The organism is Salipiger sp. CCB-MM3 (assembly GCF_001687105.1).
Classification (GTDB): Bacteria; Pseudomonadota; Alphaproteobacteria; order Rhodobacterales; family Rhodobacteraceae; genus Salipiger.
This window is the reverse complement of record NZ_CP014595.1, coordinates 2,642,382-2,661,583: the sequence shown is the minus strand read 5'-3', so window position 1 is coordinate 2,661,583 and position 19,202 is coordinate 2,642,382. Positions and strand designations below refer to the sequence as shown.

At 66.5% G+C, this 19,202-nt stretch carries 21 protein-coding genes; 9 read left to right on the top strand and 12 right to left on the bottom strand.

Annotated features, from left to right (window positions below; genetic code table 11):
- Positions 1-65 precede the first annotated feature (65 nt).
- A complete protein-coding gene (locus tag AYJ57_RS12795) occupies positions 66-419 on the top strand; it encodes a hypothetical protein (RefSeq protein ID WP_066105870.1) in 354 nt (117 codons plus the stop codon).
- A 101-nt stretch (positions 420-520) separates the two neighbouring features.
- Here the strand turns inward: AYJ57_RS12795 and AYJ57_RS12790 are convergent, their stop codons facing one another.
- On the bottom strand, positions 521-727 hold the full coding sequence (locus tag AYJ57_RS12790) for a hypothetical protein (protein ID WP_066105867.1): 207 nt from the start codon (positions 725-727) through the stop codon (positions 521-523).
- A gap of 193 nt (positions 728-920) precedes the next feature.
- On the opposite strand from AYJ57_RS12790, the gene pepN reads away from it, so the two are divergent.
- Positions 921-3,470 carry an aminopeptidase N gene (gene pepN, locus AYJ57_RS12785; RefSeq protein ID WP_066105864.1) on the top strand — a complete coding sequence of 850 codons (2,550 nt, stop codon included), beginning with the start codon at positions 921-923 and terminating at the stop codon, positions 3,468-3,470.
- Positions 3,467-4,207, top strand: a complete 741-nt coding sequence (locus AYJ57_RS12780) for an SDR family oxidoreductase (protein WP_066105859.1) — start codon at positions 3,467-3,469, stop codon at positions 4,205-4,207. Before pepN ends, AYJ57_RS12780 begins: the two co-directional genes overlap by 4 nt.
- Positions 4,208-4,282: 75 nt before the next feature.
- Here the strand turns inward: AYJ57_RS12780 and AYJ57_RS12775 are convergent, their stop codons facing one another.
- The gene (locus AYJ57_RS12775; RefSeq protein WP_083191239.1) at positions 4,283-4,729 is read right to left on the bottom strand and encodes a c-type cytochrome; all 447 of its coding nucleotides are present in this window, start codon (positions 4,727-4,729) and stop codon (positions 4,283-4,285) included.
- 184 nt (positions 4,730-4,913) lie between these two features.
- Positions 4,914-5,819, bottom strand: a complete 906-nt coding sequence (locus AYJ57_RS12770) for a lytic transglycosylase domain-containing protein (RefSeq protein ID WP_237220154.1) — start codon at positions 5,817-5,819, stop codon at positions 4,914-4,916.
- Between the two features lie 241 nt (positions 5,820-6,060).
- Here AYJ57_RS12770 and AYJ57_RS12765 point away from each other — a divergent pair, with 241 nt between their 5' ends.
- Both AYJ57_RS12765 and gatB read left to right on the top strand, forming a co-directional pair.
- Positions 6,061-7,365, top strand: a complete 1,305-nt coding sequence (locus tag AYJ57_RS12765; protein ID WP_083191238.1) for a hypothetical protein — start codon at positions 6,061-6,063, stop codon at positions 7,363-7,365.
- Positions 7,353-8,867, top strand: a complete 1,515-nt coding sequence (gatB, locus tag AYJ57_RS12760) for an Asp-tRNA(Asn)/Glu-tRNA(Gln) amidotransferase subunit GatB (protein WP_066105856.1) — start codon at positions 7,353-7,355, stop codon at positions 8,865-8,867. Before AYJ57_RS12765 ends, gatB begins: the two co-directional genes overlap by 13 nt.
- Positions 8,868-8,940: 73 nt before the next feature.
- Here gatB and AYJ57_RS12755 read toward each other — a convergent pair whose 3' ends face one another.
- From AYJ57_RS12755 to AYJ57_RS12745, 3 genes are all read right to left on the bottom strand, one after another.
- Positions 8,941-9,822, bottom strand: coding sequence for a serine hydrolase domain-containing protein (locus AYJ57_RS12755; protein WP_066105854.1), 882 nt, complete (start codon positions 9,820-9,822; stop codon positions 8,941-8,943).
- A gap of 57 nt (positions 9,823-9,879) precedes the next feature.
- Positions 9,880-11,493, bottom strand: a complete 1,614-nt coding sequence (locus tag AYJ57_RS12750) for a glucan biosynthesis protein (RefSeq protein WP_066105851.1) — start codon at positions 11,491-11,493, stop codon at positions 9,880-9,882.
- A 121-nt stretch (positions 11,494-11,614) separates the two neighbouring features.
- Complete coding sequence (locus tag AYJ57_RS12745) at positions 11,615-12,211, bottom strand: TetR/AcrR family transcriptional regulator (RefSeq protein ID WP_066105848.1); 597 nt, start codon at positions 12,209-12,211, stop codon at positions 11,615-11,617.
- A 124-nt stretch (positions 12,212-12,335) separates the two neighbouring features.
- Here AYJ57_RS12745 and AYJ57_RS12740 point away from each other — a divergent pair, with 124 nt between their 5' ends.
- The gene (locus tag AYJ57_RS12740; RefSeq protein ID WP_066105846.1) at positions 12,336-12,905 is read left to right on the top strand and encodes a carboxymuconolactone decarboxylase family protein; all 570 of its coding nucleotides are present in this window, start codon (positions 12,336-12,338) and stop codon (positions 12,903-12,905) included.
- A gap of 96 nt (positions 12,906-13,001) precedes the next feature.
- Here the strand turns inward: AYJ57_RS12740 and AYJ57_RS12735 are convergent, their stop codons facing one another.
- Positions 13,002-13,268 carry a DUF6525 family protein gene (locus tag AYJ57_RS12735; protein WP_066105843.1) on the bottom strand — a complete coding sequence of 89 codons (267 nt, stop codon included), beginning with the start codon at positions 13,266-13,268 and terminating at the stop codon, positions 13,002-13,004.
- A gap of 131 nt (positions 13,269-13,399) precedes the next feature.
- Between AYJ57_RS12735 and AYJ57_RS12730 the strand changes: the two genes are divergently transcribed.
- The gene (locus AYJ57_RS12730; RefSeq protein ID WP_066105841.1) at positions 13,400-14,566 is read left to right on the top strand and encodes a benzoate/H(+) symporter BenE family transporter; all 1,167 of its coding nucleotides are present in this window, start codon (positions 13,400-13,402) and stop codon (positions 14,564-14,566) included.
- A 360-nt stretch (positions 14,567-14,926) separates the two neighbouring features.
- Complete coding sequence (locus AYJ57_RS12725) at positions 14,927-15,328, top strand: DUF4177 domain-containing protein (protein WP_066105838.1); 402 nt, start codon at positions 14,927-14,929, stop codon at positions 15,326-15,328.
- A gap of 7 nt (positions 15,329-15,335) precedes the next feature.
- Here the strand turns inward: AYJ57_RS12725 and AYJ57_RS12720 are convergent, their stop codons facing one another.
- Positions 15,336-15,593, bottom strand: coding sequence for a BolA family protein (locus AYJ57_RS12720; RefSeq protein ID WP_066105835.1), 258 nt, complete (start codon positions 15,591-15,593; stop codon positions 15,336-15,338).
- Positions 15,594-15,665: 72 nt separating this feature from the next.
- On the opposite strand from AYJ57_RS12720, the gene AYJ57_RS12715 reads away from it, so the two are divergent.
- Positions 15,666-16,292 carry a DnaJ domain-containing protein gene (locus tag AYJ57_RS12715; RefSeq protein WP_066105832.1) on the top strand — a complete coding sequence of 209 codons (627 nt, stop codon included), beginning with the start codon at positions 15,666-15,668 and terminating at the stop codon, positions 16,290-16,292.
- 291 nt (positions 16,293-16,583) lie between these two features.
- Here the strand turns inward: AYJ57_RS12715 and msrB are convergent, their stop codons facing one another.
- From msrB to AYJ57_RS12695, 4 genes are all read right to left on the bottom strand, one after another.
- Entirely contained in the window at positions 16,584-17,045 is a 462-nt protein-coding gene (msrB, locus tag AYJ57_RS12710; RefSeq protein WP_066105829.1) for a peptide-methionine (R)-S-oxide reductase MsrB, read from the bottom strand.
- Between the two features lie 193 nt (positions 17,046-17,238).
- Positions 17,239-17,790 (bottom strand): fasciclin domain-containing protein, encoded by a 552-nt coding sequence (locus AYJ57_RS12705; RefSeq protein ID WP_066105826.1) that lies wholly within the window; start codon positions 17,788-17,790, stop codon positions 17,239-17,241.
- Positions 17,791-17,908: 118 nt separating this feature from the next.
- Positions 17,909-18,625 (bottom strand): anti-sigma factor, encoded by a 717-nt coding sequence (locus AYJ57_RS12700; protein WP_237220153.1) that lies wholly within the window; start codon positions 18,623-18,625, stop codon positions 17,909-17,911.
- On the bottom strand, positions 18,610-19,113 hold the full coding sequence (locus tag AYJ57_RS12695) for a sigma-70 family RNA polymerase sigma factor (RefSeq protein ID WP_066107070.1): 504 nt from the start codon (positions 19,111-19,113) through the stop codon (positions 18,610-18,612). Before AYJ57_RS12695 ends, AYJ57_RS12700 begins: the two co-directional genes overlap by 16 nt.
- Between the last annotated feature and the right edge of the window lie 89 nt (positions 19,114-19,202).

Below are 19,202 nucleotides of genomic sequence, written 5' to 3'. Positions count from 1 at the left end.
GCCGACGTCCCTATATAAAGAGGACGGGCGCGCCTGAGCGCCCGCCCATCACCGGGAGCCGCATTGTGAAGCCGTCGCTGATTGCCCTCGCCCTGATCGCGGGCGCCGCCCTGCCTGCGCCGCTTGCCGCGCAGATCAAGGGCTGCGTTGCCGACAAGAACGGCATCACCCGCTGCCCCGGACCGTCGACCTTTTCGACCGATCATCTGGGCATCACCCGCGAGCACCGCACGGCGCCGCAGACCACCGACAAGAACGGCATCGTGCGCGACAACACCGGCGGCGGCTATTTCATCGTCCCCGGCGATCCCACCGTCGACCGGGGCGGCACGATCAGCAACAAGCGCCCGCCCAGCACCATGCGCCGCGGCAATCAGACCTGCACCACTGACGCCAACGGCATCACCCGCTGCGAGTGACCGGCGAACGCCACGGCCACGGCCCAACACCAGACCGACAGGCATGAAAAAGCCGCCGAAGGGTGGGACCCACGGCGGCGATCACTCGTCACGAACCTCGGTCAGTCGCTGGCGGGCGGCGTTTCCGCTTGCTCTGCTGCCTCTGCCGGTGCAGCCGCCTGCCCCGGATCGGGTTCCTCGCCGCTGAGCGCAGAAGCCAGCCACCAGACCAGCAGGATCGCGACGACGGCCAAGGCGCCCCATATACCCCAGAGCGGCCCACGGTGCTGACGTTCCTGTGTCTCGGTATTGGTATCGGGGGCGGACATGGTCTTCCTCCTGTGGTTCCTCCGGAGCGGCCCGGTCGGCCCGAGGGAACAGGGCCGACCGAGATCCGGCGTGCCATCCGGACTTTCCGCGAGGCGGGCGGTTGCCGCGCCTCTCTCATGGGCATAACGTCCCGCTGACGCGCCGGTTCCGGCGCGGCCAAAGCCCTCCACCCCAATAGGCCAGGAGACGCCCATGAAGGACGCAAGCCCCCAGACCATCTACCTCAAGGATTACACCCCGTTCGGCTGGACCGCCGAAGAGGTGCATCTGACCTTCGTGCTTGCGCCCTCGGCGACCCGCGTCCGCTCGCGCATCCGCTTTGCGCCCAACCCCGACGCGCCACAGCAGGATTTCTTTCTGCATGGCGAGCAGCTCAAGCCGATCTCCTTTGCCATCGACGGCGCGCCGGTGAGCCCCGAGATCACCGAGACCGGCCTCACCTGCGCCGTGCCCGAGGGCGCGTTCATCTGGGAAGCCGAGGTCGAGATCGCCCCGGTGGAGAATTTCGCCCTCGAAGGGCTCTATATGTCGAACGGCATGTATTGCACCCAATGCGAGGCCGAGGGCTTTCGCAAGATCACCTTCTACCCTGACCGCCCCGACGTGATGTCGGTCTTCACCGTGCGCATCGAAGGCGATGAGACGGTCAAACTGTCGAACGGCAACCCGCAGGGTCAGGGCGACGACTGGGCCGAATGGCACGATCCGTGGCCGAAGCCCGCCTATCTGTTCGCGCTGGTGGCCGGTGATCTGGTCAACCACCCCGGCGCCTTCACCACCATGTCGGGCCGCGAGGTCGAACTGAACCTCTGGGTGCGCCCCGGCGACGAGGGCAAATGCGCCTTCGGCATGGAGGCCCTGAAGAAGTCGATGAAATGGGACGAGGAGGTCTATGGCCGCGAGTATGACCTCGACATCTTCAACATCGTCGCCGTGGATGATTTCAACATGGGCGCGATGGAGAACAAGGGGCTGAACATCTTCAACTCCTCCGCCGTGCTCGCCTCGCCCGAAACCTCCACCGACGCCAACTTCGAGCGCATCGAGGCGATCATCGCGCATGAGTATTTCCACAACTGGACCGGCAACCGCATCACCTGCCGCGACTGGTTCCAACTGTGCCTGAAAGAAGGTCTGACGGTGTTCCGCGACGCGCAGTTCACCTCCGATATGCGCAGCGCCGAGGTCAAGCGCATCTCTGACGTGATCGACCTGCGCGGCCGCCAGTTCCCAGAGGATCAGGGCCCGCTCTCGCACCCGGTGCGCCCCGAGAGCTTTCAGGAGATCAACAACTTCTACACCGCCACCGTCTACGAAAAGGGCGCCGAGGTGATCGGCATGCTCAAGACGCTGGTCGGCGACGAGGCCTATGCCAAGGCGCTCGATCTCTACTTCGAGCGGCACGACGGGGATGCCGCCACCATCGAGGACTGGCTGAAGGTCTTCGAGGATGCCACCGGGCGCGATCTGACTCAGTTCAAGCGCTGGTATTCACAGGCAGGCACGCCGCATGTGGCGGTCTCGGAGGCGTTCGAGAATGGCACCTACACGCTGACCCTCAAGCAGCACACGCCCCCCACCCCCGGCCAGCCCGACAAGGCGCCGCAGGTGATCCCGGTGGCCGTGGGCCTGCTCTCGCCCAATGGCGACGAGGTGGCACCGACCAAGGTGCTGGAACTGACCGAGGCGGAGCAGAGCTTCACCTTCGAGGGGCTTTCGGCCAAGCCCGTGCCCTCGATCCTGCGCAGCTTTTCGGCCCCCGTGGTGCTGGAGCGTGAGACCTCCAAGGAAGAGCGCGCCTTCCTGCTGGCGCATGACACCGACACGTTCAACCGCTGGGAGGCGAGCCGCGATCTGGCGCGCGAATGCCTCGTGGCGATGATCACCGAGGGCGCAGAGCCCGACACCGCATGGCTCGACGGGCTCGAAGCAGTGATCCGCGACAGCGCGCTCGACCCGGCCTATCGCGCGCTGATGCTGGGGCTGCCGACGCAGTCCGAACTGGCGCAGGTGCTGCACCAGCGCGGCGTCACCCCCGATCCCGATGCGATCTGGACCGCCACCGAGACGCTGAAGAAAACCCGCGCCGAGCGCTGGTCGAAACTGCTGCCGCAGCTTGCCGAAGAGGCCAAGGTCACCGAGCCCTACCAGCCCGACGCCGAGCAATCCGGCAAGCGTGCGCTTGGCTCCGCCGTGCTGGCACTGACCTCCCGCCTCGACGGTGGCGAGGCTGCCAAGGCGCAGTTCGAGACCGCCGACAATATGACGCTGCAGCTTTCGGCGCTGGCCTGCCTCGTGCAGGCGGGCGCGGGCGAGGACGCGCTTGCGAAGTTCCGCGCCCAGTGGAACGGCGACCGGCTGGTGATGGACAAATGGTTCGGCCTGCAGGTCGCGGCCTCTGGCCCCTCGGAGACCGCCGACCGCGCCAAGGCGCTGACCGAGGATCCCGACTTCGACATGAAGAACCCCAACCGCTTCCGCGCGGTGATGGGCGCGCTGGCGATGAACCACGCCGGGTTCCACCGCATCGACGGCGCGGGCTACCAACTGCTCGCCGACTGGCTGATCAAGCTCGACGAGAAGAACCCACAGACCACGGCGCGCATGTGCTCGGCCTTCCAGACGTGGAAGCGCTATGACGAGACGCGCCGCGGGCTGATGAAGGCGCAGCTCGAGCGCATCGCCGCCAAGCCGGGCCTGTCGCGGGACGTGACCGAAATGGTCACGCGGCTGCTGTCATGAGCCGCCTGCTGCTGGTCACCGGCGGCAGCGCCGGCATCGGGGCGGCCTGCTGCCGCCTCGCTCCCGCCCGCGGCTGGGAGCGCGTCGTGGTGCACTATGGGCGCGACAAGGCCGGTGCCGAGCGCGTCGCCGAGGAGGTGCGCGCGCAAGGTGCAGAGGCGCATGTGGTCGGCGCCGATGTCTCGGACCCTGCGCAGGTGGCGAAGCTGTTCGCCGAGTTGACCGCGCTGACGCCTGGGCCGCTCGATCTGGTCAACAACGCCGGGATCGTCGCGCCCACCGGGGCGCTCGCCGATCTGACACCGGACCGGGTACGCCGGGTCTTCGAGGTGAATGTCTTTGGGGCCTTCGAGGTAGCGCGGCAGGCGGTGGCCTACATGCGCGCCCACGCGGGCGGCGGCGTCGTCAACGTCAGCTCGGTGGCCGCGCGTCTGGGGTCTGCGCGGCAATATATGGACTATGCCGCCAGCAAGGGCGCCATCGACACGTTCACGCTGGGGCTGGCGGATGAGCTGGCCCCCGAGGGCATCCGGGTGAACGCCGTGCGTCCGGGCCTGATCGAGACCGACATCCACGCCAAGGGCGGCGAGCCCGACCGGCTTGCGCGCATCGGCCATACCCCGCCGCTGGGTCGCGCCGGCACCGCCACGGAAGTCGCAGAGAGCATCCTGTGGCTGCTGTCGGACCGCGCGGGCTATGTCACGCGCAGCATCCTCGACGTGGGCGGCGGGCGCTGAGCGCTTCAGACACCACCGGCGGCGGGCTCTGCCGCCGGTAACGCGTTGCCACGCTCTCAGCCGAGCGCCCGCCCCTCACTCCTCTTGCATGGTCGAGAGATACTCGATCAGCGCAAGGATGCGGGTCCGAACGTAGGCCTCCGTCTCGGCGGGACCGAAATCGAAATCTTCGCCCGAGTCGTTCACCCGTGCCCGGTACCGCTGCCCCCAGACCGGCATGTCGCGCGCACCGTGGACGCTCACATCCTCGCTGCCCTCTATGATCTGGTAGATCTGCTGCACCGGGAAGACGCCGCCATTGTTCTGCTGCAGCGTTGTCAGAACGGGCAAGGTCTGCGTCTCGAGAAATTTGGCAATCGGGCCGTCACCTTGGCCTTTGGCGCCATGGCAGGCGGCGCAGCTGTTCATATATTCGAACTCACCAAGGCTCATGCCCGCGCTCTGCCCCGGACCGGCAGCCATCGTCAGGCTGGCAAATGCCGCGCCCGCCATCACGAACGCGTTGCGTATGAAGTTGCACATGGGGTCTCCTCCTCTTGCCCTGTCGCTTAGACTGGTCCGAAGAAGGATACCCGCTCAGTGGCGTGCGCCCGTTGCGCGCGGTCAAGCCCAGCTGCACCTCAACAGTGCGGTGGGCTGCAAATGTAAAACGGGCGGAACCATTTCTGGCTCCGCCCGTTTTTACTCTGAAACGATCTTCAGCAGATCACTTGTCGTCTTCCAGCAGGCGGCCCTGCGTCGAGAAGAACGCATGTGCATAGCTTGCATCGAGCGAGCGCGAATGCTCCAGCGGGCTGGTGGCCGGACCCGGCTCGTTCGACGCCATGATGCCGGGCAGCAGGCTGACCGGACGCTCGACCGGACGCAGCGAGCGGCCCATGCCGGTGCAATAGGATTGTGCGCGGGTCCATGCGATCATGTCCTCGCGCTTCTTGCGCGAGTGGAACGGACCCCAGTCGGCGGCCACGCCGCGCATGTTCTGGCTGACCACGCCGTCTCGCGCCACGGTGCGCGCCATGATGCGCAACCCGCACGCGAGGTTGGCCCGCGGGTTCTTCAGCGCCTCGACATTGGTGGCCTGACAGCCATAGAGGCGCGCGGTCGACGGCAGGATTTGCATCAGGCCGATCCACTTGCCGCCGCCGCCAACTGCGGTGGGACGGAAGGTGCTCTCGTGCTTGACCAGCGACGAGACGAGACCCAGCCAGAATGCCTCGCGCTGCTCGCGCGAGCCGCTTTCATAGGCCGGGCACCACGTGTCGATATCCGCGGGCACCACGTCGGGAAGCGCATTGGCCGGGCCGCGCAGCGACGAAAGCACCGCCAGCGACCAGGTGCTGCGCCCGCCGGAGGTTCCCCAGCGGGCCTTCGGGATGGCCACGCGACGCGCCAGCGGGCGCCGCGACACAGACACCGCCTGCAGCGATTCCGGAGCGTCGGGCATCGCATGGGGCGAGACCCGGGGCATCGTGGGCGCCGCGACCGCGAGCGCGGCCTGAGCGACGGACGAAGGGCCCGTGTTGGCCTGCGCCACCGATCCGATCGATGGCACAATCATGAGCGCCGCAAGGGCTGGAATGAAACGGTTCAGCATGAGGCGAAACTTGCCCATCCCGGACATTTCCGACAACCCTTTGCGCCAACTATGGGCGGCGGATCGCCGATCGCGCCGGGAAATGGTTGAATCTCCGAAGGATTCTTGTCTACAGCGGCCCCGCAACACTCCTTAAATTTCGAACAATTCGCCATTGCGTCAGCGGAGGTCCGCCGCCGTTCCGCCCGAATCCCTCGGCAGTTTTTGGGTCATGCGCCATGATCCTTCTCGCCCCAAACACCCTCTCCCGCCGCCCCGGATGCTCGCACGGCTGGGCAGTTTGGCAGGGCGCGCGCCGCAGCGGGAGGCAGATACGACGGGTGGCCAATCAGCCTCTGAGGAGAATGCCGCGACTCCGCCGCTGGCGATTGATTTCCCCCTGCGCAGCCCCGCGCCCGAGACGCAGGCGCGGGACACCTACCGCCAGCAGGCCAGCCGCCTCGCCCGGCAGGAGCGCTGGGACGACCTCACAGAGATGCTGCGCGCCGCCGACCTCGGGCACGAGCGCACCCCCGCTGGCATGCCCGTGGCGCGGCTGCTCTGCGAGGGGGCCTTTGCCGACAGGATGTCCTGTGCCCGGCGCGCCACCGGCTCTGGCGACAGCGGGGCGGCGCATCAGGTGCTGCGCGACTGGGCCACTGCCCTTGGCCCGACGGTCGAGGCGCCGTGGCGCGCGCTGCTGCTCGCCAGCGCGCAGCTAGAGGTCGCGGCGCTTTTCCGCGGGGCGCCGGGCACGGCGGATCCCGATGCCGCACGGTCCGCCGCCGCGCTGGAGCACCTAGAGGCCGCGCTCATGACCCTGCGCCCGCATGACCCGCGCAGGCTGGGCTCGGCGGCGCTGGCGGCGGCGCGCTGCCGCGTGATCGAACTCATGCCCTGCCCCGAGGCGCGGCTCGCCGCCGAATATGAGGCGCTCGTCGCCGCCGAACCAGACTGCCCGGCGCATCTGCGCGCCTATGGGGTCGACCTGTCTCCGGCCCGTTTCGGCTCTTGGCCCGCGCTCGACCGGGCGGCGCGGCGCATGGCCATGCTGACCGCCGCGCATTGGGGCAGCGGCGCTTATGCGTGGATGTGGTGGGATGTGCTTGCACAGCAGCCCGCGGGCTTTGCGCATGTGGAGGCCGAGTATTTCGTCGCCGCGCTTCACGACATCCTCGAGGCGCGCCCGGGCCAGCACATGGCCAACAAGCTTGCCGCCTACTGCGGCCTCGCGCTTTCCGGGGACGCGCCGCCCGCCTCGGCGCGCGCCCGGATCACCGGCTGTTTCGACTGGATCGTGCAGGACCACCTGCGCGAAGTGCACCCCGAGATCTGGACCGCCGCCCGCCGCCTGCCTGGCTGCGCCGATCCGGCCGCCGCCCTACGGCTTGGCACCAGCCGCGCCCGTTCGGCTTTGGCCGAATATTTCGCCGATGAGGTGGCGCGCGGGCGCAGCGTGATCTTCACCGAAACCGGCATCCACCTGCAGCCCGCACCGGGCGGCGCCTGCACCCTTGCCCCCTGTCCCGCTCTGGCGTATCCCCGTCGCAACCTGAGAGACGAGGACCCCCCATGCTTGACCTGAGCTTCGAGCCCCCCAAACCCAAGGTCATTGCCGGCGCCAAATACGATTGGGAGCTGGTGATCGGGATGGAGATTCACGCCCAGATTTCCACCGAGGCAAAGCTGTTCTCCGGCGCCTCCACCCAATTCGGTGCCGAGCCGAACTCGAACGTGGCCTTCGTGGACGCGGCGATGCCCGGCATGCTGCCGGTGATCAACGAGTATTGCATCGAGCAGGCCGTGCGCACCGGGCTGGGTCTGAAGGCCGAGATCAACCTGAAATCCGCCTTCGACCGCAAGAACTACTTCTACCCCGACCTGCCGCAGGGCTATCAGATTTCGCAGCTCTACCACCCGCTGGTGGGCGAAGGCGAAGTCATCGTCGACATGGAGCCGGGCATCGCCCGCAAGGTGCGCATCGAGCGCATCCATGTCGAGCAGGACGCGGGCAAGTCGATCCACGACATGGACCCGTCGATGTCCTTCGTCGACCTCAACCGCACCGGCGTGGCGCTGATGGAGATCGTCAGCCGCCCCGACATCCGCGGCCCCGAGGAAGCGGCGGCCTATGTGGTGAAGCTGCGCCAGATCCTGCGCTACCTCGGCACCTGCGACGGCAACATGCAAAACGGCAACCTGCGCGCTGACGTGAACGTCTCGGTCTGCCGTCCCGGCCAGTACGAGAAGTATCAGGAGACGCAGGACTTCAGCCACCTCGGCACGCGCTGCGAAATCAAGAACATGAACTCCATGCGCTTTATCCAGCAGGCCATCGACTACGAGGCGAAGCGCCAGATCGCGATCCTCGAAAACGGCGGCTCGGTGGATCAGGAGACCCGTCTTTACGATCCGGACAAGGGCGAGACCCGTTCGATGCGCTCGAAGGAAGAGGCGCATGACTACCGCTACTTCCCCGACCCCGACCTGCTGCCGCTCGAGATCGAGCAGGGCTGGGTGGACGATATCGCCGCCTCGCTGCCGGAACTGCCCGACGAAAAGAAGGCTCGTTTCGTCAAGGACTTCGGCCTGTCGGAATACGACGCGGGCGTGCTGACCGCGGAAGTGGTGAACTCGGCCTATTTCGAAGAGGTGGTCACCGCCTGCAACGACGGCAAGCTGGCCGCCAACTGGGTGATCAACGAGCTGTTTGGCCGCCTCAAGAAAGAGGGCCATGACATCACCGAGAGCCCGGTCTCGCCGGCGCAGCTTGCGGGGATCATCGCGCTGATCAAAAAGGGCGACATCTCGGGCAAGATCGGCAAGGACGTCTTCGAGATCCTCTACACCGAAGGCGGCGACCCGGCGCAGATCGTCGAGGCAAAGGGCCTCAAGCAGGTCACCGACACCGGCGCGATCGAGACCGCGGTGGACGAGGTGATCGCGGCCAACCCGGCGCAGGTCGAAAAGGCCAAGCAGAACCCCAAGCTCGCGGGCTGGTTCGTTGGTCAGGTGATGAAATCCACCGGCGGCAAGGCCAACCCCAAGGCGGTGAACGAGATCGTCGCCGCGAAGCTGGGCCTCTGACAGACCCGCTCTTCGAGACAAGAAGGGCCGCCCGATCGGGCGGCCTTTTTCTTTGGTGCGCTCCTTGAGCCTTTCAGGCCCCGCCCTCGCGCAGCGCGATGCGCAGCGCGTCAAACTCGGCAACGCCCTCTTCATGGCCATCGGTGAAGCTCGCCACGGTGACGGGGCGCGGCAGATCGGGGAAGTGATACACGGCGTTGACGCTGAACGGTCCGGCCCCCGAATGCCCCGAAGCGCGCCCTGCCGCGCCCACCTCTCCGGTCATCAGCCCAAGGCCATAGCCGCAAAGCGTCCATGGTCGCCCCTCCAGCGCACCGCCAAGCTCGTGCCGGTCGAGCATCTGCGTCAGGCTATGCGCTGACACAAGCCGCCCGTCGAACAGCGCATGCAGGATCAGCGCGGCATCCTCGGCGGTCCCGATGAGGCAACCGTGGTAGACCCAGCCCGGATGATAGCGCCGCGCGGCGGGCCAATGCACCTGCGCAAAATCCTCGCGGCTTTCGGCCAGCCTGCAGCCCCGCAACCCGAGCGGCGCGGCAATCATGTCTCGGATGAGCGCCCCGAACCGCTGCCCCGAAACCGTCTCGATGTGCTGCCGGGCCAGCATGTAGCCGAGGTTGGAATAGGCCCAGCCCTGCCCCGGCGCGAAGCGCACGCCCTGCGCCATGGTGCGGCGAAACAGCGTCTCGGTCGGCCAAGGTTCTTCGTCCGCCGCGACCGCGTGGCGGTAGGCGGGCAGCGGGCCGTAATCGGGCAGCCCGCCGCTGTGATCCAGAAGCTGCCGCAGGGTACAGGGCGCGTCGCTGACTTGCGCGTCGAGATCGAGCTCGCCATCCTCGGCCAGCCTCAGGGCGCAGATCGCCAGAACGGTCTTGGTGAAGCTCCAGTAAGGAAACACGCGCTCCGGCACGCCCTCGCTGCCAGAGCCCTGCGCGGTGATCCAAAACGCATCCATCGCTTCGCCCTCCTTACGCAGTCACCTAGCGCGGGTCAGGCGCATCGCAAGCTCGCCTCAGCCGGTTGCAGCGAGAAGCGCGCGCAACTGGCTGGGGAAGAGTTGCATGATCATCGTCTCGGTCTTCGCCTCGCCCTCATGCGCCACATAGACCCGCATGTCGATGGGCTCGTCGTCGCCCTCTTCCAGCGCCGAGAAATCGAGGTCGAACATCGCGCGCCAGTTCTCGGCATCGACCACCTGATAGGCCGCCTCGCCCGAGATCTCGCCGCGCGAGGCACTGACCACCGGCAGGGTTTCGGGGCCGCGCTCAATCCCCTCCATGCCCATGGGCTCGAAATCGCAGACGATCTTGACCGTGTCCGCCGGACGCGGCTGGCCGGGAATGCCGCCGCGACCGATCCGCACGGCGCGGAAGCGCGCGCTGCGCGGCGGCACCGGGCAATCCTCGAGCCATGTCAGCTGGTACTCGAAGCTGAACGAGCCGCCCGCCACCGCCGCCTCGGAGGGGGTCCAGAAGGCGACGATATTGTCGTGGATCTCGTCGTCGGTGGGCAACTCAATGAGCGTCACCGCGCCCTCGCCCCATCCGGCCTTGGGCGCCACCCATGCCGAGGCGCGGCGCTCGTAGAACACGCCATCATCCTGATATTGCTCGAACTCCCGCTCGCGCTGCATCAGGCCAAAGCCCGCGGGATCGGTGGTACCAAAGCTGTTGGCCATCACCCGCGGCGGGTTGCCCAAGGGGCGCCAAATACGCTCGCCATTGCCCAAATGAATCTCCAGCCCGTCGCTGTCATGTACCTCGGGGCGCCAGTCGGCGGCGATATGGCGGTCAGGCTTGCCATACCAATACATCGAGGTCAGCGGCGCCAGCCCCAGCCGCTCTACATCGCCGCGCAGGAAAACCTCGGCAGAGACGTCTTGGATTACCCCGTTGTCGCGGCGCGAGGCGATGCGATAGGCGCCGGTGGCGCGCGGGCTTTCAAGCAGCGCATAGGTGGTCAGCGCGCCGCCCTCGCCCTGCTCCAGCCAGAAGCGGGTGAAGCGCGGGAATTCTTCGGGGCCATCGGGGATCGCCGTATCCATGGCCAGCCCGCGCACCGACAGGCCGAACTGCCCCGAATAGCCCGCCGTGCGCCAGTAGGACGCGCCGAGAAAGGCCATCCAATCGAGCCGCTCTTTGGGATCCTGCACCGCGAAACCGGCAAAACCTTCGGTCTTTTCCAGCCGGTTGGCCGGGTTGCCGACGGGAATGTCGAAGAGATCGCGCGAGAATGGCACCTCGCGCGCGGTGCCGTTTTCAAGCGCATACACATGCACCGGCTCGGGGAAATAGCGGCCCGGAAAGAAGAAGCGCACCGGCTGCGCGTTGCCCTGATCGGCCCAAAGCGCCTTTTCCTTGCGGAAGCTGATCGCGCCGTGGGCGTCATAGTCGATCTGCTGCAGGATCTCGCGGTCGGGCACTGCCATCGGGGTGAAATTCTCTTTCGCCAGATTGCCCGCCAGTTCCTTCAGCCGCTCGAAGCTGAAGCTCTCGGGCGGCCCCAGCGGGATGCCCGATGCGATGGCGCCGCCCTGTGCGCGGGCCAGTTCCGGCAGGAGGCAAAAGGCCCCTGCACCGAGGGCGGATGCGAGGAAAGCGCGGCGATCAAGAGTGTCATCGGACATAGGAGGCTCCGGAAACTGCATGTCTTTGACCGCTTATTTGGCACTTTTCTGCGCGGCAGCAATTACCCAGCGTCAAGATGGGCGAGGCTTCGCCGATGGCGCCGCCATTTTGCCCGATTGTTCAGCCCGTTGCCAACGCCTCGATATCTCCGGCGATGTCCTCGGCCAGCTGCGCCACACGCGCCTGCGAGTCGGTGCGCTGCGCATAGGCACGCAGGCCAAAAATCTCGGCCTGCAGGCGGCTCGCCAGCCGCTCGGGATCGGCCCCGGCGGGCAGTTGCCCCACCCGCTGCGCATCACGGTAAACCTCGGCGAAAGCTGCCTCCATGCGGCGCATCAGTTCCTCGGTCTCGGCCCGCAGCCCCGGATCATCGTCGGGCGTTTCCAGCAGCGTTTTGACCAGCATGCAAGCGCGCGACGGAGCCTGCCGCGCCTCGGGACAGCCGAGGCTGCGCACATGCCCCGCCAGCGCGGCAAGCGGCGTCGGGCCGCGCGCCATCATGTCCTGAAACTGCGCCTTCGAGCTTTGCGCATACAGCCGCAAGGCCTCGGCAAAGAGCGCCTCTTTCGACCCGAAAGCCGCGTAGATCGAGCCCGGTCGCATGTCGAGCGCCGCTTCGAGATCCTTCAGGGAGGTGGCGTGATACCCCTTTGCCCAGAACAGCGCGAGCGCCTTCTCCAGCACCTCTTGCCGGTCATGCCGTGCCTGTCTTGCCATTGCGCGGGCGCGCTCCTTTCCGCTCACTTGAGTGATTGCTCAAAATATATCTTGAGTGATCGCTCAGGTAAAGCTAAGCCTTCCGCATGAATTTGAGCAATCGCTCAAGAATCGGAGGATCCCCATGACCGACTTCACCATCCACACGCTCGAAAGCGCCCCCGAGGCCAGCCGCCCCCTGCTCGAGGATTCGAACCGCAGCTTTGGCCGGCTGCCCGGTCTGCACGCGGTGATGGCCGAGGCCCCGGCGCTGCTCGACGGCTACAAGCATCTGCACCGGCTCTTTGGCGAGGCCACCAGCTTCGACAAGGATGAGATCACCGTGGTCTGGCAGACGATCAACGTCGAGCATGAGTGCCACTACTGCGTGCCCGCCCACACCGGCATCGCCAAGATGATGAAGGTGGATGACGCGATCACCGAGGCGCTGCGCGACGAGACGCCCCTGCCCAATGCACGGCTCGAAGCGCTGCGGAGCTTCACGCTGCAAGTGGTGCGCCAGCGCGGCGATCTGAGCGCGGCGCAGGTCGAGGCGTTCCTGCAGGCAGGCTTCACCCGCCAGCACATCCTCGAAGTGATCCTTGGCGTGGCGCAGAAGGTGATGTCGAATTACACCAACCACCTCGCCGAGACGCCGGTGGACGCGGTGATGCAGAAATTCGCGTGGGAGAAAAAGGCAGAGGCGGCGGCCTGAGCCTTCCTTCGGCGCAAGCAAGCGGGCGCGCCAGCTTGGCGCGCCCGATCTCTTTGTCCCTGCCCCAAGACCCCAAGGGGCTCCCCAAGCCTGTCCCTACAAGGCGCCCCATACGCGCGGTGCCTGCCGTGCCAATTGCCCGGCCTCGATGGCGGTGAGCCGTGCCGCCGCCGCCTCGGCGCAGCCCGTGTCCTGCAGCGCTCTGCGCCACGCCCGCAGCGCCGAACGCGGCGACCATGGCAGCGCCGCCGTGCAGAGCCACGCGCGCAGATCCGGCGGCAGACGGTCAAAGGCCGACATCGGATCGCCCTCGCGGCGGCGATTGGCCGGGGCACCGAGATTTCCTAAATGCTGACGTGCCATGCACAAACCTCATTTCGATACGTTATAACGTTACCTAATACATGACCGTATGCCCTTGCAAGCCGCCGCGACTTGCACTTCCTCGGCGCTCTGCCTATGGGCGAATGACGCCCCAACGTAAGGATCCCCTCATGCGCCGACCCGGACCCGACCTGCAGAACGTGACGACCGGAGCAATGGTGGCGATCGTCGGGGTGTTCAGTTCCTTCCCCATCGTGCTGCAGGGGCTGTCGGCTGTGGGAGCCACCCCCGATCAGGCAGGCGCTGGCCTCGCCGCAGCCGCGCTCTCCATGGCCATCGCGGGCATCGTGCTGGCGTGGTGGCGGCGCGAGCCGGTCTCTTGCGCATGGTCGACGCCTGCCGTGGCGCTTTTGGCGGCATCGCAGCCGCTGGCCGACGGGTTTCCGGGGGCCGTGGCCGCCTTCGTCGTCGCGGGCGGGCTGATCGCGCTCGCCGGGCTCTGGCCCGCGCTGGCGCGGCTGGTGACCTCGGTTCCCACCGCGCTGGCGCAGGCGATGCTTGCCGGTGTTCTGGCGGGGCTCTGTATGGCCCCCTTCCGCGCGCTGGTGGATGCGCCCGAGGTGGCGCTGCCGATCTTGCTCAGCTGGTTCCTCGTCGGTCGCATCAAGCGCATCCTTGCCGTGCCTGCCGCCGTGCTGGCCGCGCTTGGCGTGACCCTTTGGGCGCATGACTTCTCGCTGCCGATGAGCGGGCCGTGGCTGAGCCATCCGGTCTGGGTCACCCCGGTGTTCTCGCTCGAGGCGGTGCTCGGCCTTGGCCTGCCGCTTTTCATCGTCACCATGGCCACGCAGAACATTCCGGCAGTCGCGGTGCTACGCAGCTTTGGCTACACGCCGCCGCCGGGTCCGCTGCTGGCGGGCGTTGGTGGCATCTCGCTGCTGACTGCGCCTTTCGGCAACCCCGCCACCTGCCTCGCGGCGATCACCGCCAGCATGTGCTCGAACGCCGACAGCCACCCCGACCCCGCGCGGCGCTACTGGTCGGCGGTGATGGCGGGCGTGTTCTATGCCATCTTCGGCCTCTTCGCGGTGGCGGTCACCGCCGTGGCCGCGCTTGCCCCCGCCATGACGCTGCAGGTGCTGGCGGGCGTCGCGCTGCTGCCGGTCTTTGCCGCCTCGGCGCAAGGCGCGCTGCAGGCCGAGGAAAGCCGCGAGGCCGCCGCAGTGACCTTCCTTGCCACCGCATCGGGGATCACCCTCTGGGGGCTTGGCGCGGCGGTCTGGGGGCTAGTGCTGGGCGGCATCGTGCTGGCGGTTCGCCTGCCGAAACGGCGCTAACAGGATGCCTGCGAGAGCCAGCTACAGCCCTGAGTTGCAAATGACTTTTCCCTCTGGTCAGGGCGTTTGGCCGCTCTAGCTGGATTGGATGTTGGTGGTCCGTGAGCCGCCTTCTCCGTTCCCAGCATTTATCGGGGTTGCGGGATCAAATTATTCGTTTCGGGCTTTTTCAACCCGAGTTTCATGACGCCGCCGGGATGCAGGGCAACCTGCTCCCGGCAATTTTTTTGCCGCCGCCGCGGCAAGCCCCCGGCCCCCAACGCCGCCTCGAACAAATCCCACTGGCCTTTACTTGCAGGCCCGCGCGCCTTACCCCTTGAGTGACATTGGTTAACGTTTGTTCAGAGGGATCGAGCCGAGATGAAGACCCACGAATACAAGGTGATCCCGGCCCCCACCAAGGGTGAGAAAGCCAAGGCCATCAAGGGCGCCGAGGCGAAGTTTGCCGCGGCCATGAGCCGGCTGCTCAACGAGATGGCCGAGCAGGGCTGGGACTACATCCGCGCCGACACCCTGCCGAGCGAAGAGCGCAGCGGCCTGACGTCAAGCCAGACCGTCTGGCGCACAGTGCTGGTGTTCTCACGCCCGGTTCCGGCAGCGCCGCAAAGCGTCGCCGTTCAGCACGAGGCTGCGCCAGATGCTGCGCCGGTTGCTGGGAGTGGCGGCCCGGTGGTGACCCCCATCACGCCCCCCGCTACGGCAGTCGAGAAGCTGACGCCGGTGCCCGGCAACGACGACCGCGACCCCGACCGCGCCAGCTAAAGCCGCGTCAGCCCTGCAGATCCAGCGACAGCGCATGGATCGCCGCCACGAGGTCCTCGCCAAGCGCGGCATGCACGGCGCGGTGGCGCTGGATGCGCGTCATTCCGCCGAGTTCGGCAGCCCGCATCCGCACGTGGAAATGGCTTTCACCGCCCTCTTGATAGCCACTATGACCCACGTGTTTCTGGCTTTCGTCCAGGACCTCCAGCTCGGCCGGATCGAACGCATCCTGCAACCGGCTCTCGATCAGTTTCGCTCGCGACATTTTTGGCTCCTGCCTCTTCAAGTTCGGTCAGGATTGTCTAAACTCCCTCGTCCGAGTCGAAAAGGTGAGACCATGAGCAGACCCGACCCCTTCGGTTTCGACATGTCGATTAAGTCGGCCAAGAAGAAGAACCCGCGTGGCCGGCGTGGCATGACCGGCGAACAGGAAACCTCCACCCGCGTGTGCGAACACGAGGGCTGTCAGGAGCCGGGCAAGTTCCGCGCTCCGAAGGCACCGGACGTGCTTGATGAATTCTACTGGTTCTGCAAGGACCACGTGCGCGAGTACAATCAGAAATGGTCGTTCTTCGACGGCAAGACCGAAGCCGAGATGAACGCGCAGCAGAGCGCCGACAAGGTGTGGGAGCGCAGGACCAAGGATTACCGCGACCCCGAGCAACGCGCATGGGCGCGGCTTGGCATTGAGGACGCGCATCAGGTGCTGGGCGACAACGCCACCCGCAACCCCGGCCGCAAGGCTCCGGGCGGTGGCCGCCGTCTGCCCCCGACCGAGAAGCGCGCGCTGGAGATCCTCGAGGTTGAGACCGCCGAGACCAAGGCCGAAGTGCGCAAGGCGTACAAGAAGCTGATCAAAGTGCTGCACCCCGACATGAACGGCGGCGACCGCTCTCAGGAAGAGCAGCTGCAGGAAGTCGTCTGGGCGTGGGACCAGATCAAGGAAAGCCGCAACTTCAAGTAAGGCCGCGGCAGTTTCCCAGAACAACACCCTTCGAAGCCTGCTTCGGGGGGTGTTTTTCTTTGGTCTAGGCGCCTTCAGAACATGCAGATTGCCGTAGCGGAAAGTTTTAACAACTTATTGGTGTGTTTCATTTGACAATAATCTTAGAGTTGTGTCACGTTTCAGGTGTCAGCGGAATTGCGACGCTGGCACATGTGGCCCGAGCTCCCTGTCGTGGGCACACACGTACCACCAAAGGGCCTGCATGCCCCTCCCCCGGTCGTGCAGGCCCACTCCTCTCTCGCGATCCCTTCAACCAGCGCGGAAGCGCAGCGCGATGCCGTTGATGCAGTGGCGCTTGCCCGTCGGCGGCGGCCCGTCATCGAACACATGGCCCAGATGCGAGCCGCAGCGACTGCAGTGGCATTCGGTGCGCGTCATGAAAAGCGAGCGGTCGCGCTGGGTGCCGATCGCTCCGGGCAGCGCCTCATAGAAGCTGGGCCAGCCGGTGCCGCTGTTGAATTTGGTCGTGGAACTGTAGAGCGGCAGATCGCAGCCCTTGCACAGATAGGTGCCCGCCCGCCGTTCGTTGTTCAGCGGCGAGCTATAGGCCCGCTCGGTCCCGGCCTCGCGCATGACCCGGTATTCCGCATCGCTGAGCCGCGCGCGCCAAGCCTCCGCGCTGCGCGACACCTCAAAGCCCGCGCCAGCGCGCCCCGCCTGCCCGACGCCCAAGACGGCGGCGAGCACAGCCAGAAATCCCCTGCGTCGCATAGGTCTCCTCCTCCTTCTCCTCCTGCCCCGAAACATGCGCTCCCGGCCTGACCAGGGTCAAGCCGGGAGCAACGCGCCGCCGGGGAGGCGGATACGGAAACGTAGATACTCACACAATTCCGCTCCGCGGCAGCGCGGCCCCCGCCCGGCCGCCCCGCTTTCGCGGTGGGGCTGGCAACCGAACGGGATCTCTTTACATCGCCGGCAGAAGCACCCGGTCGATGACGTGGATGACGCCGTTGGACTGGCGCACATCCGCGATTGTGACATTGGCGGTCCGGCCCTGCTCGTCGGTCAGGGTGATCGTGCCGCCCTCCATCTTGGCCTGCAGCGTGCAGCCGCCCACTGTGGGCACCGGATGCATGCCGCCGTCATCGGCGATCATCCCGGCGATCGCGTCGGACAGAGCGTTGGTGGCGACCACATGGCACGTCAGGATCTTCGCCAGTTGCTCTTTGTGCTGATCCATCATCAGCTGCGACAGGCTCTCGTCCGAGATCTTGTCGAAAGCCGCGTCGGTCGGCGCGAAGACGGTGAACGGCCCCGCGGAATTAAGCGTGTCGACCAGTCCGGCCTGTTTCACCGCGGCCACCAGCGTTTCATGATCCGCCGAGTTGACCGCGTTCTCGACAATCGTCTTGTCGGGATACATGGCGGCGCCGCCGACCATCGGGTTCTCGGCGGCGACCGCAGCCCCCGCCAGCGGCAGGGCAATCAGTGCGGCTGCAAAAATTTTACTCGTCATCTCTTTTCTCCTCCTCAAGCCCCTGAATGTCGGGGTCGGAAGAAGCCACGCAGCAATGCGCGCAAGAGTTTCAAAAGTTAAGATAACGCCGCTGTGAGCCGCCCAGAAAGCTGCCCTGTCAGCCGCGCGGCGCCAATTGCCCCAGCGCGATCACCGGCCCGGTTGGCAGCCCGGTCGGAGAGCCGCCCGCGGGCTCTTCGGACAGGGCGATGGTGGCTCCGGCAAGCTGCACCGCGATCTCGGAGGCGAGCGGGATCTCGGTCAGCCCCTCGCGATCCACCAGACCGATCGACACCGGCGCCTGCTCGGCATCGGACAGCAGCCAGACCTCGAGGCTGCGGTCCGCCGGGTAATCGCCTGCGTCGCGCCGCACCATGAAGGTGCCGCTGTCGGGCGCGTAATGCGCCAGAAGCTGAAGCCCCTGCTCGCCCGCCACCAGATCGGCATAAAGATGCGGCTCGGGCTCGCCGATGGTCAGCAGACCCGAGACCATCGCCGCCCATGCAATCGCCGCGGCGGCCACCGCGCCCAGCACATAGGGCATCAGCTGTCGCCAGAGCCCGCGCGGCGCGGGCTTGGCCGCGCCATAGAGCCGCGCCTCGATCAGGCGGAAAATCTCCGCCCGCGGCGTCTCTTCGGTGATCGGATCGGTGAGCGCAACGAAATATTCGCGCCATGTGGCCACATCTTGTTGCAGGTCCGGGTCCCGCGCCAGCTGAGTTTCGAACGCGCGCAGCTCGGCCTCGGGCAAAAGCCCGAGGACGTATTCCGCCGCAGAGGCTTCGGCGCCTCCCGGCAGATCCTGTTGCTGCGGCCCGGTCATCGGCTCAGGCACTCCCTCAGGCTCATCAGGCTGCGGCGCAGCCATGTTCTTACGGTGTTGAGCTTCACTCCGGTGGCTTCGGAAAGCTCGGCATAGGTTGCGCCTTCGAGATAGGCGCGGCGCACCATCTCGGCGCGATCCGGCGGCAGCTCTCCCATGCATAGGGCCAGCGCCTGCGCCTCGCCCCGCGCCTCGGCCTGCTGGGCCGGACCAGGACCGGGATCGGCCAGACGTTCGTCTATCTCGATGGGCTCGACCGGCTTGCCCGCATCGCGGCGGCGGCGACGGTCGACAGCAGCATTGCGCGCCAGGGTGATCAGCCAAGTCATCGGAGAATAGCCGTTGACCCGATACTTGCCGGCATGTGTCCAGATCTTCACGTAGGTGTCCTGCAGCGCCTCTTCAGCTTGCGCCCTGTCCTGCAAGACACGCAGACAGACGCCGAAGAGTTTCGCCGAGGTCCGCTCGTAGAGCGTCGCAAAGGCGGCCCGGTCGGCCATCGCCACGCGCGCAATCAGATCCTCGATGTCAGGATGCGGAGAACTCGCCAAGAAATATGCCTGTCTGCTTTTGCTATCTTCGGCAGCCT

Excerpts from the sequence above, each read along its gene's own strand:
- AYJ57_RS12790 (WP_066105867.1), bottom strand. The coding sequence starts at position 727 with ATGTCCGCCCCCGATACCAATACCGAGACACAGGAACGTCAGCACCGT.
- pepN (WP_066105864.1), top strand. The coding sequence starts at position 921 with ATGAAGGACGCAAGCCCCCAGACCATCTACCTCAAGGATTACACCCCG.
- AYJ57_RS12780 (WP_066105859.1), top strand. The coding sequence starts at position 3,467 with ATGAGCCGCCTGCTGCTGGTCACCGGCGGCAGCGCCGGCATCGGGGCG.
- AYJ57_RS12775 (WP_083191239.1), bottom strand. The coding sequence starts at position 4,729 with ATGTGCAACTTCATACGCAACGCGTTCGTGATGGCGGGCGCGGCATTT.
- AYJ57_RS12770 (WP_237220154.1), bottom strand. The coding sequence starts at position 5,819 with ATGGGCAAGTTTCGCCTCATGCTGAACCGTTTCATTCCAGCCCTTGCG.
- AYJ57_RS12765 (WP_083191238.1), top strand. The coding sequence starts at position 6,061 with ATGCTCGCACGGCTGGGCAGTTTGGCAGGGCGCGCGCCGCAGCGGGAG.
- gatB (WP_066105856.1), top strand. The coding sequence starts at position 7,353 with ATGCTTGACCTGAGCTTCGAGCCCCCCAAACCCAAGGTCATTGCCGGC.
- AYJ57_RS12755 (WP_066105854.1), bottom strand. The coding sequence starts at position 9,822 with ATGGATGCGTTTTGGATCACCGCGCAGGGCTCTGGCAGCGAGGGCGTG.
- AYJ57_RS12750 (WP_066105851.1), bottom strand. The coding sequence starts at position 11,493 with ATGTCCGATGACACTCTTGATCGCCGCGCTTTCCTCGCATCCGCCCTC.
- AYJ57_RS12745 (WP_066105848.1), bottom strand. The coding sequence starts at position 12,211 with ATGGCAAGACAGGCACGGCATGACCGGCAAGAGGTGCTGGAGAAGGCG.
- AYJ57_RS12740 (WP_066105846.1), top strand. The coding sequence starts at position 12,336 with ATGACCGACTTCACCATCCACACGCTCGAAAGCGCCCCCGAGGCCAGC.
- AYJ57_RS12735 (WP_066105843.1), bottom strand. The coding sequence starts at position 13,268 with ATGGCACGTCAGCATTTAGGAAATCTCGGTGCCCCGGCCAATCGCCGC.
- AYJ57_RS12730 (WP_066105841.1), top strand. The coding sequence starts at position 13,400 with ATGCGCCGACCCGGACCCGACCTGCAGAACGTGACGACCGGAGCAATG.
- AYJ57_RS12725 (WP_066105838.1), top strand. The coding sequence starts at position 14,927 with ATGAAGACCCACGAATACAAGGTGATCCCGGCCCCCACCAAGGGTGAG.
- AYJ57_RS12720 (WP_066105835.1), bottom strand. The coding sequence starts at position 15,593 with ATGTCGCGAGCGAAACTGATCGAGAGCCGGTTGCAGGATGCGTTCGAT.
- AYJ57_RS12715 (WP_066105832.1), top strand. The coding sequence starts at position 15,666 with ATGAGCAGACCCGACCCCTTCGGTTTCGACATGTCGATTAAGTCGGCC.
- msrB (WP_066105829.1), bottom strand. The coding sequence starts at position 17,045 with ATGCGACGCAGGGGATTTCTGGCTGTGCTCGCCGCCGTCTTGGGCGTC.
- AYJ57_RS12705 (WP_066105826.1), bottom strand. The coding sequence starts at position 17,790 with ATGACGAGTAAAATTTTTGCAGCCGCACTGATTGCCCTGCCGCTGGCG.
- AYJ57_RS12695 (WP_066107070.1), bottom strand. The coding sequence starts at position 19,113 with ATGGCCGACCGGGCCGCCTTTGCGACGCTCTACGAGCGGACCTCGGCG.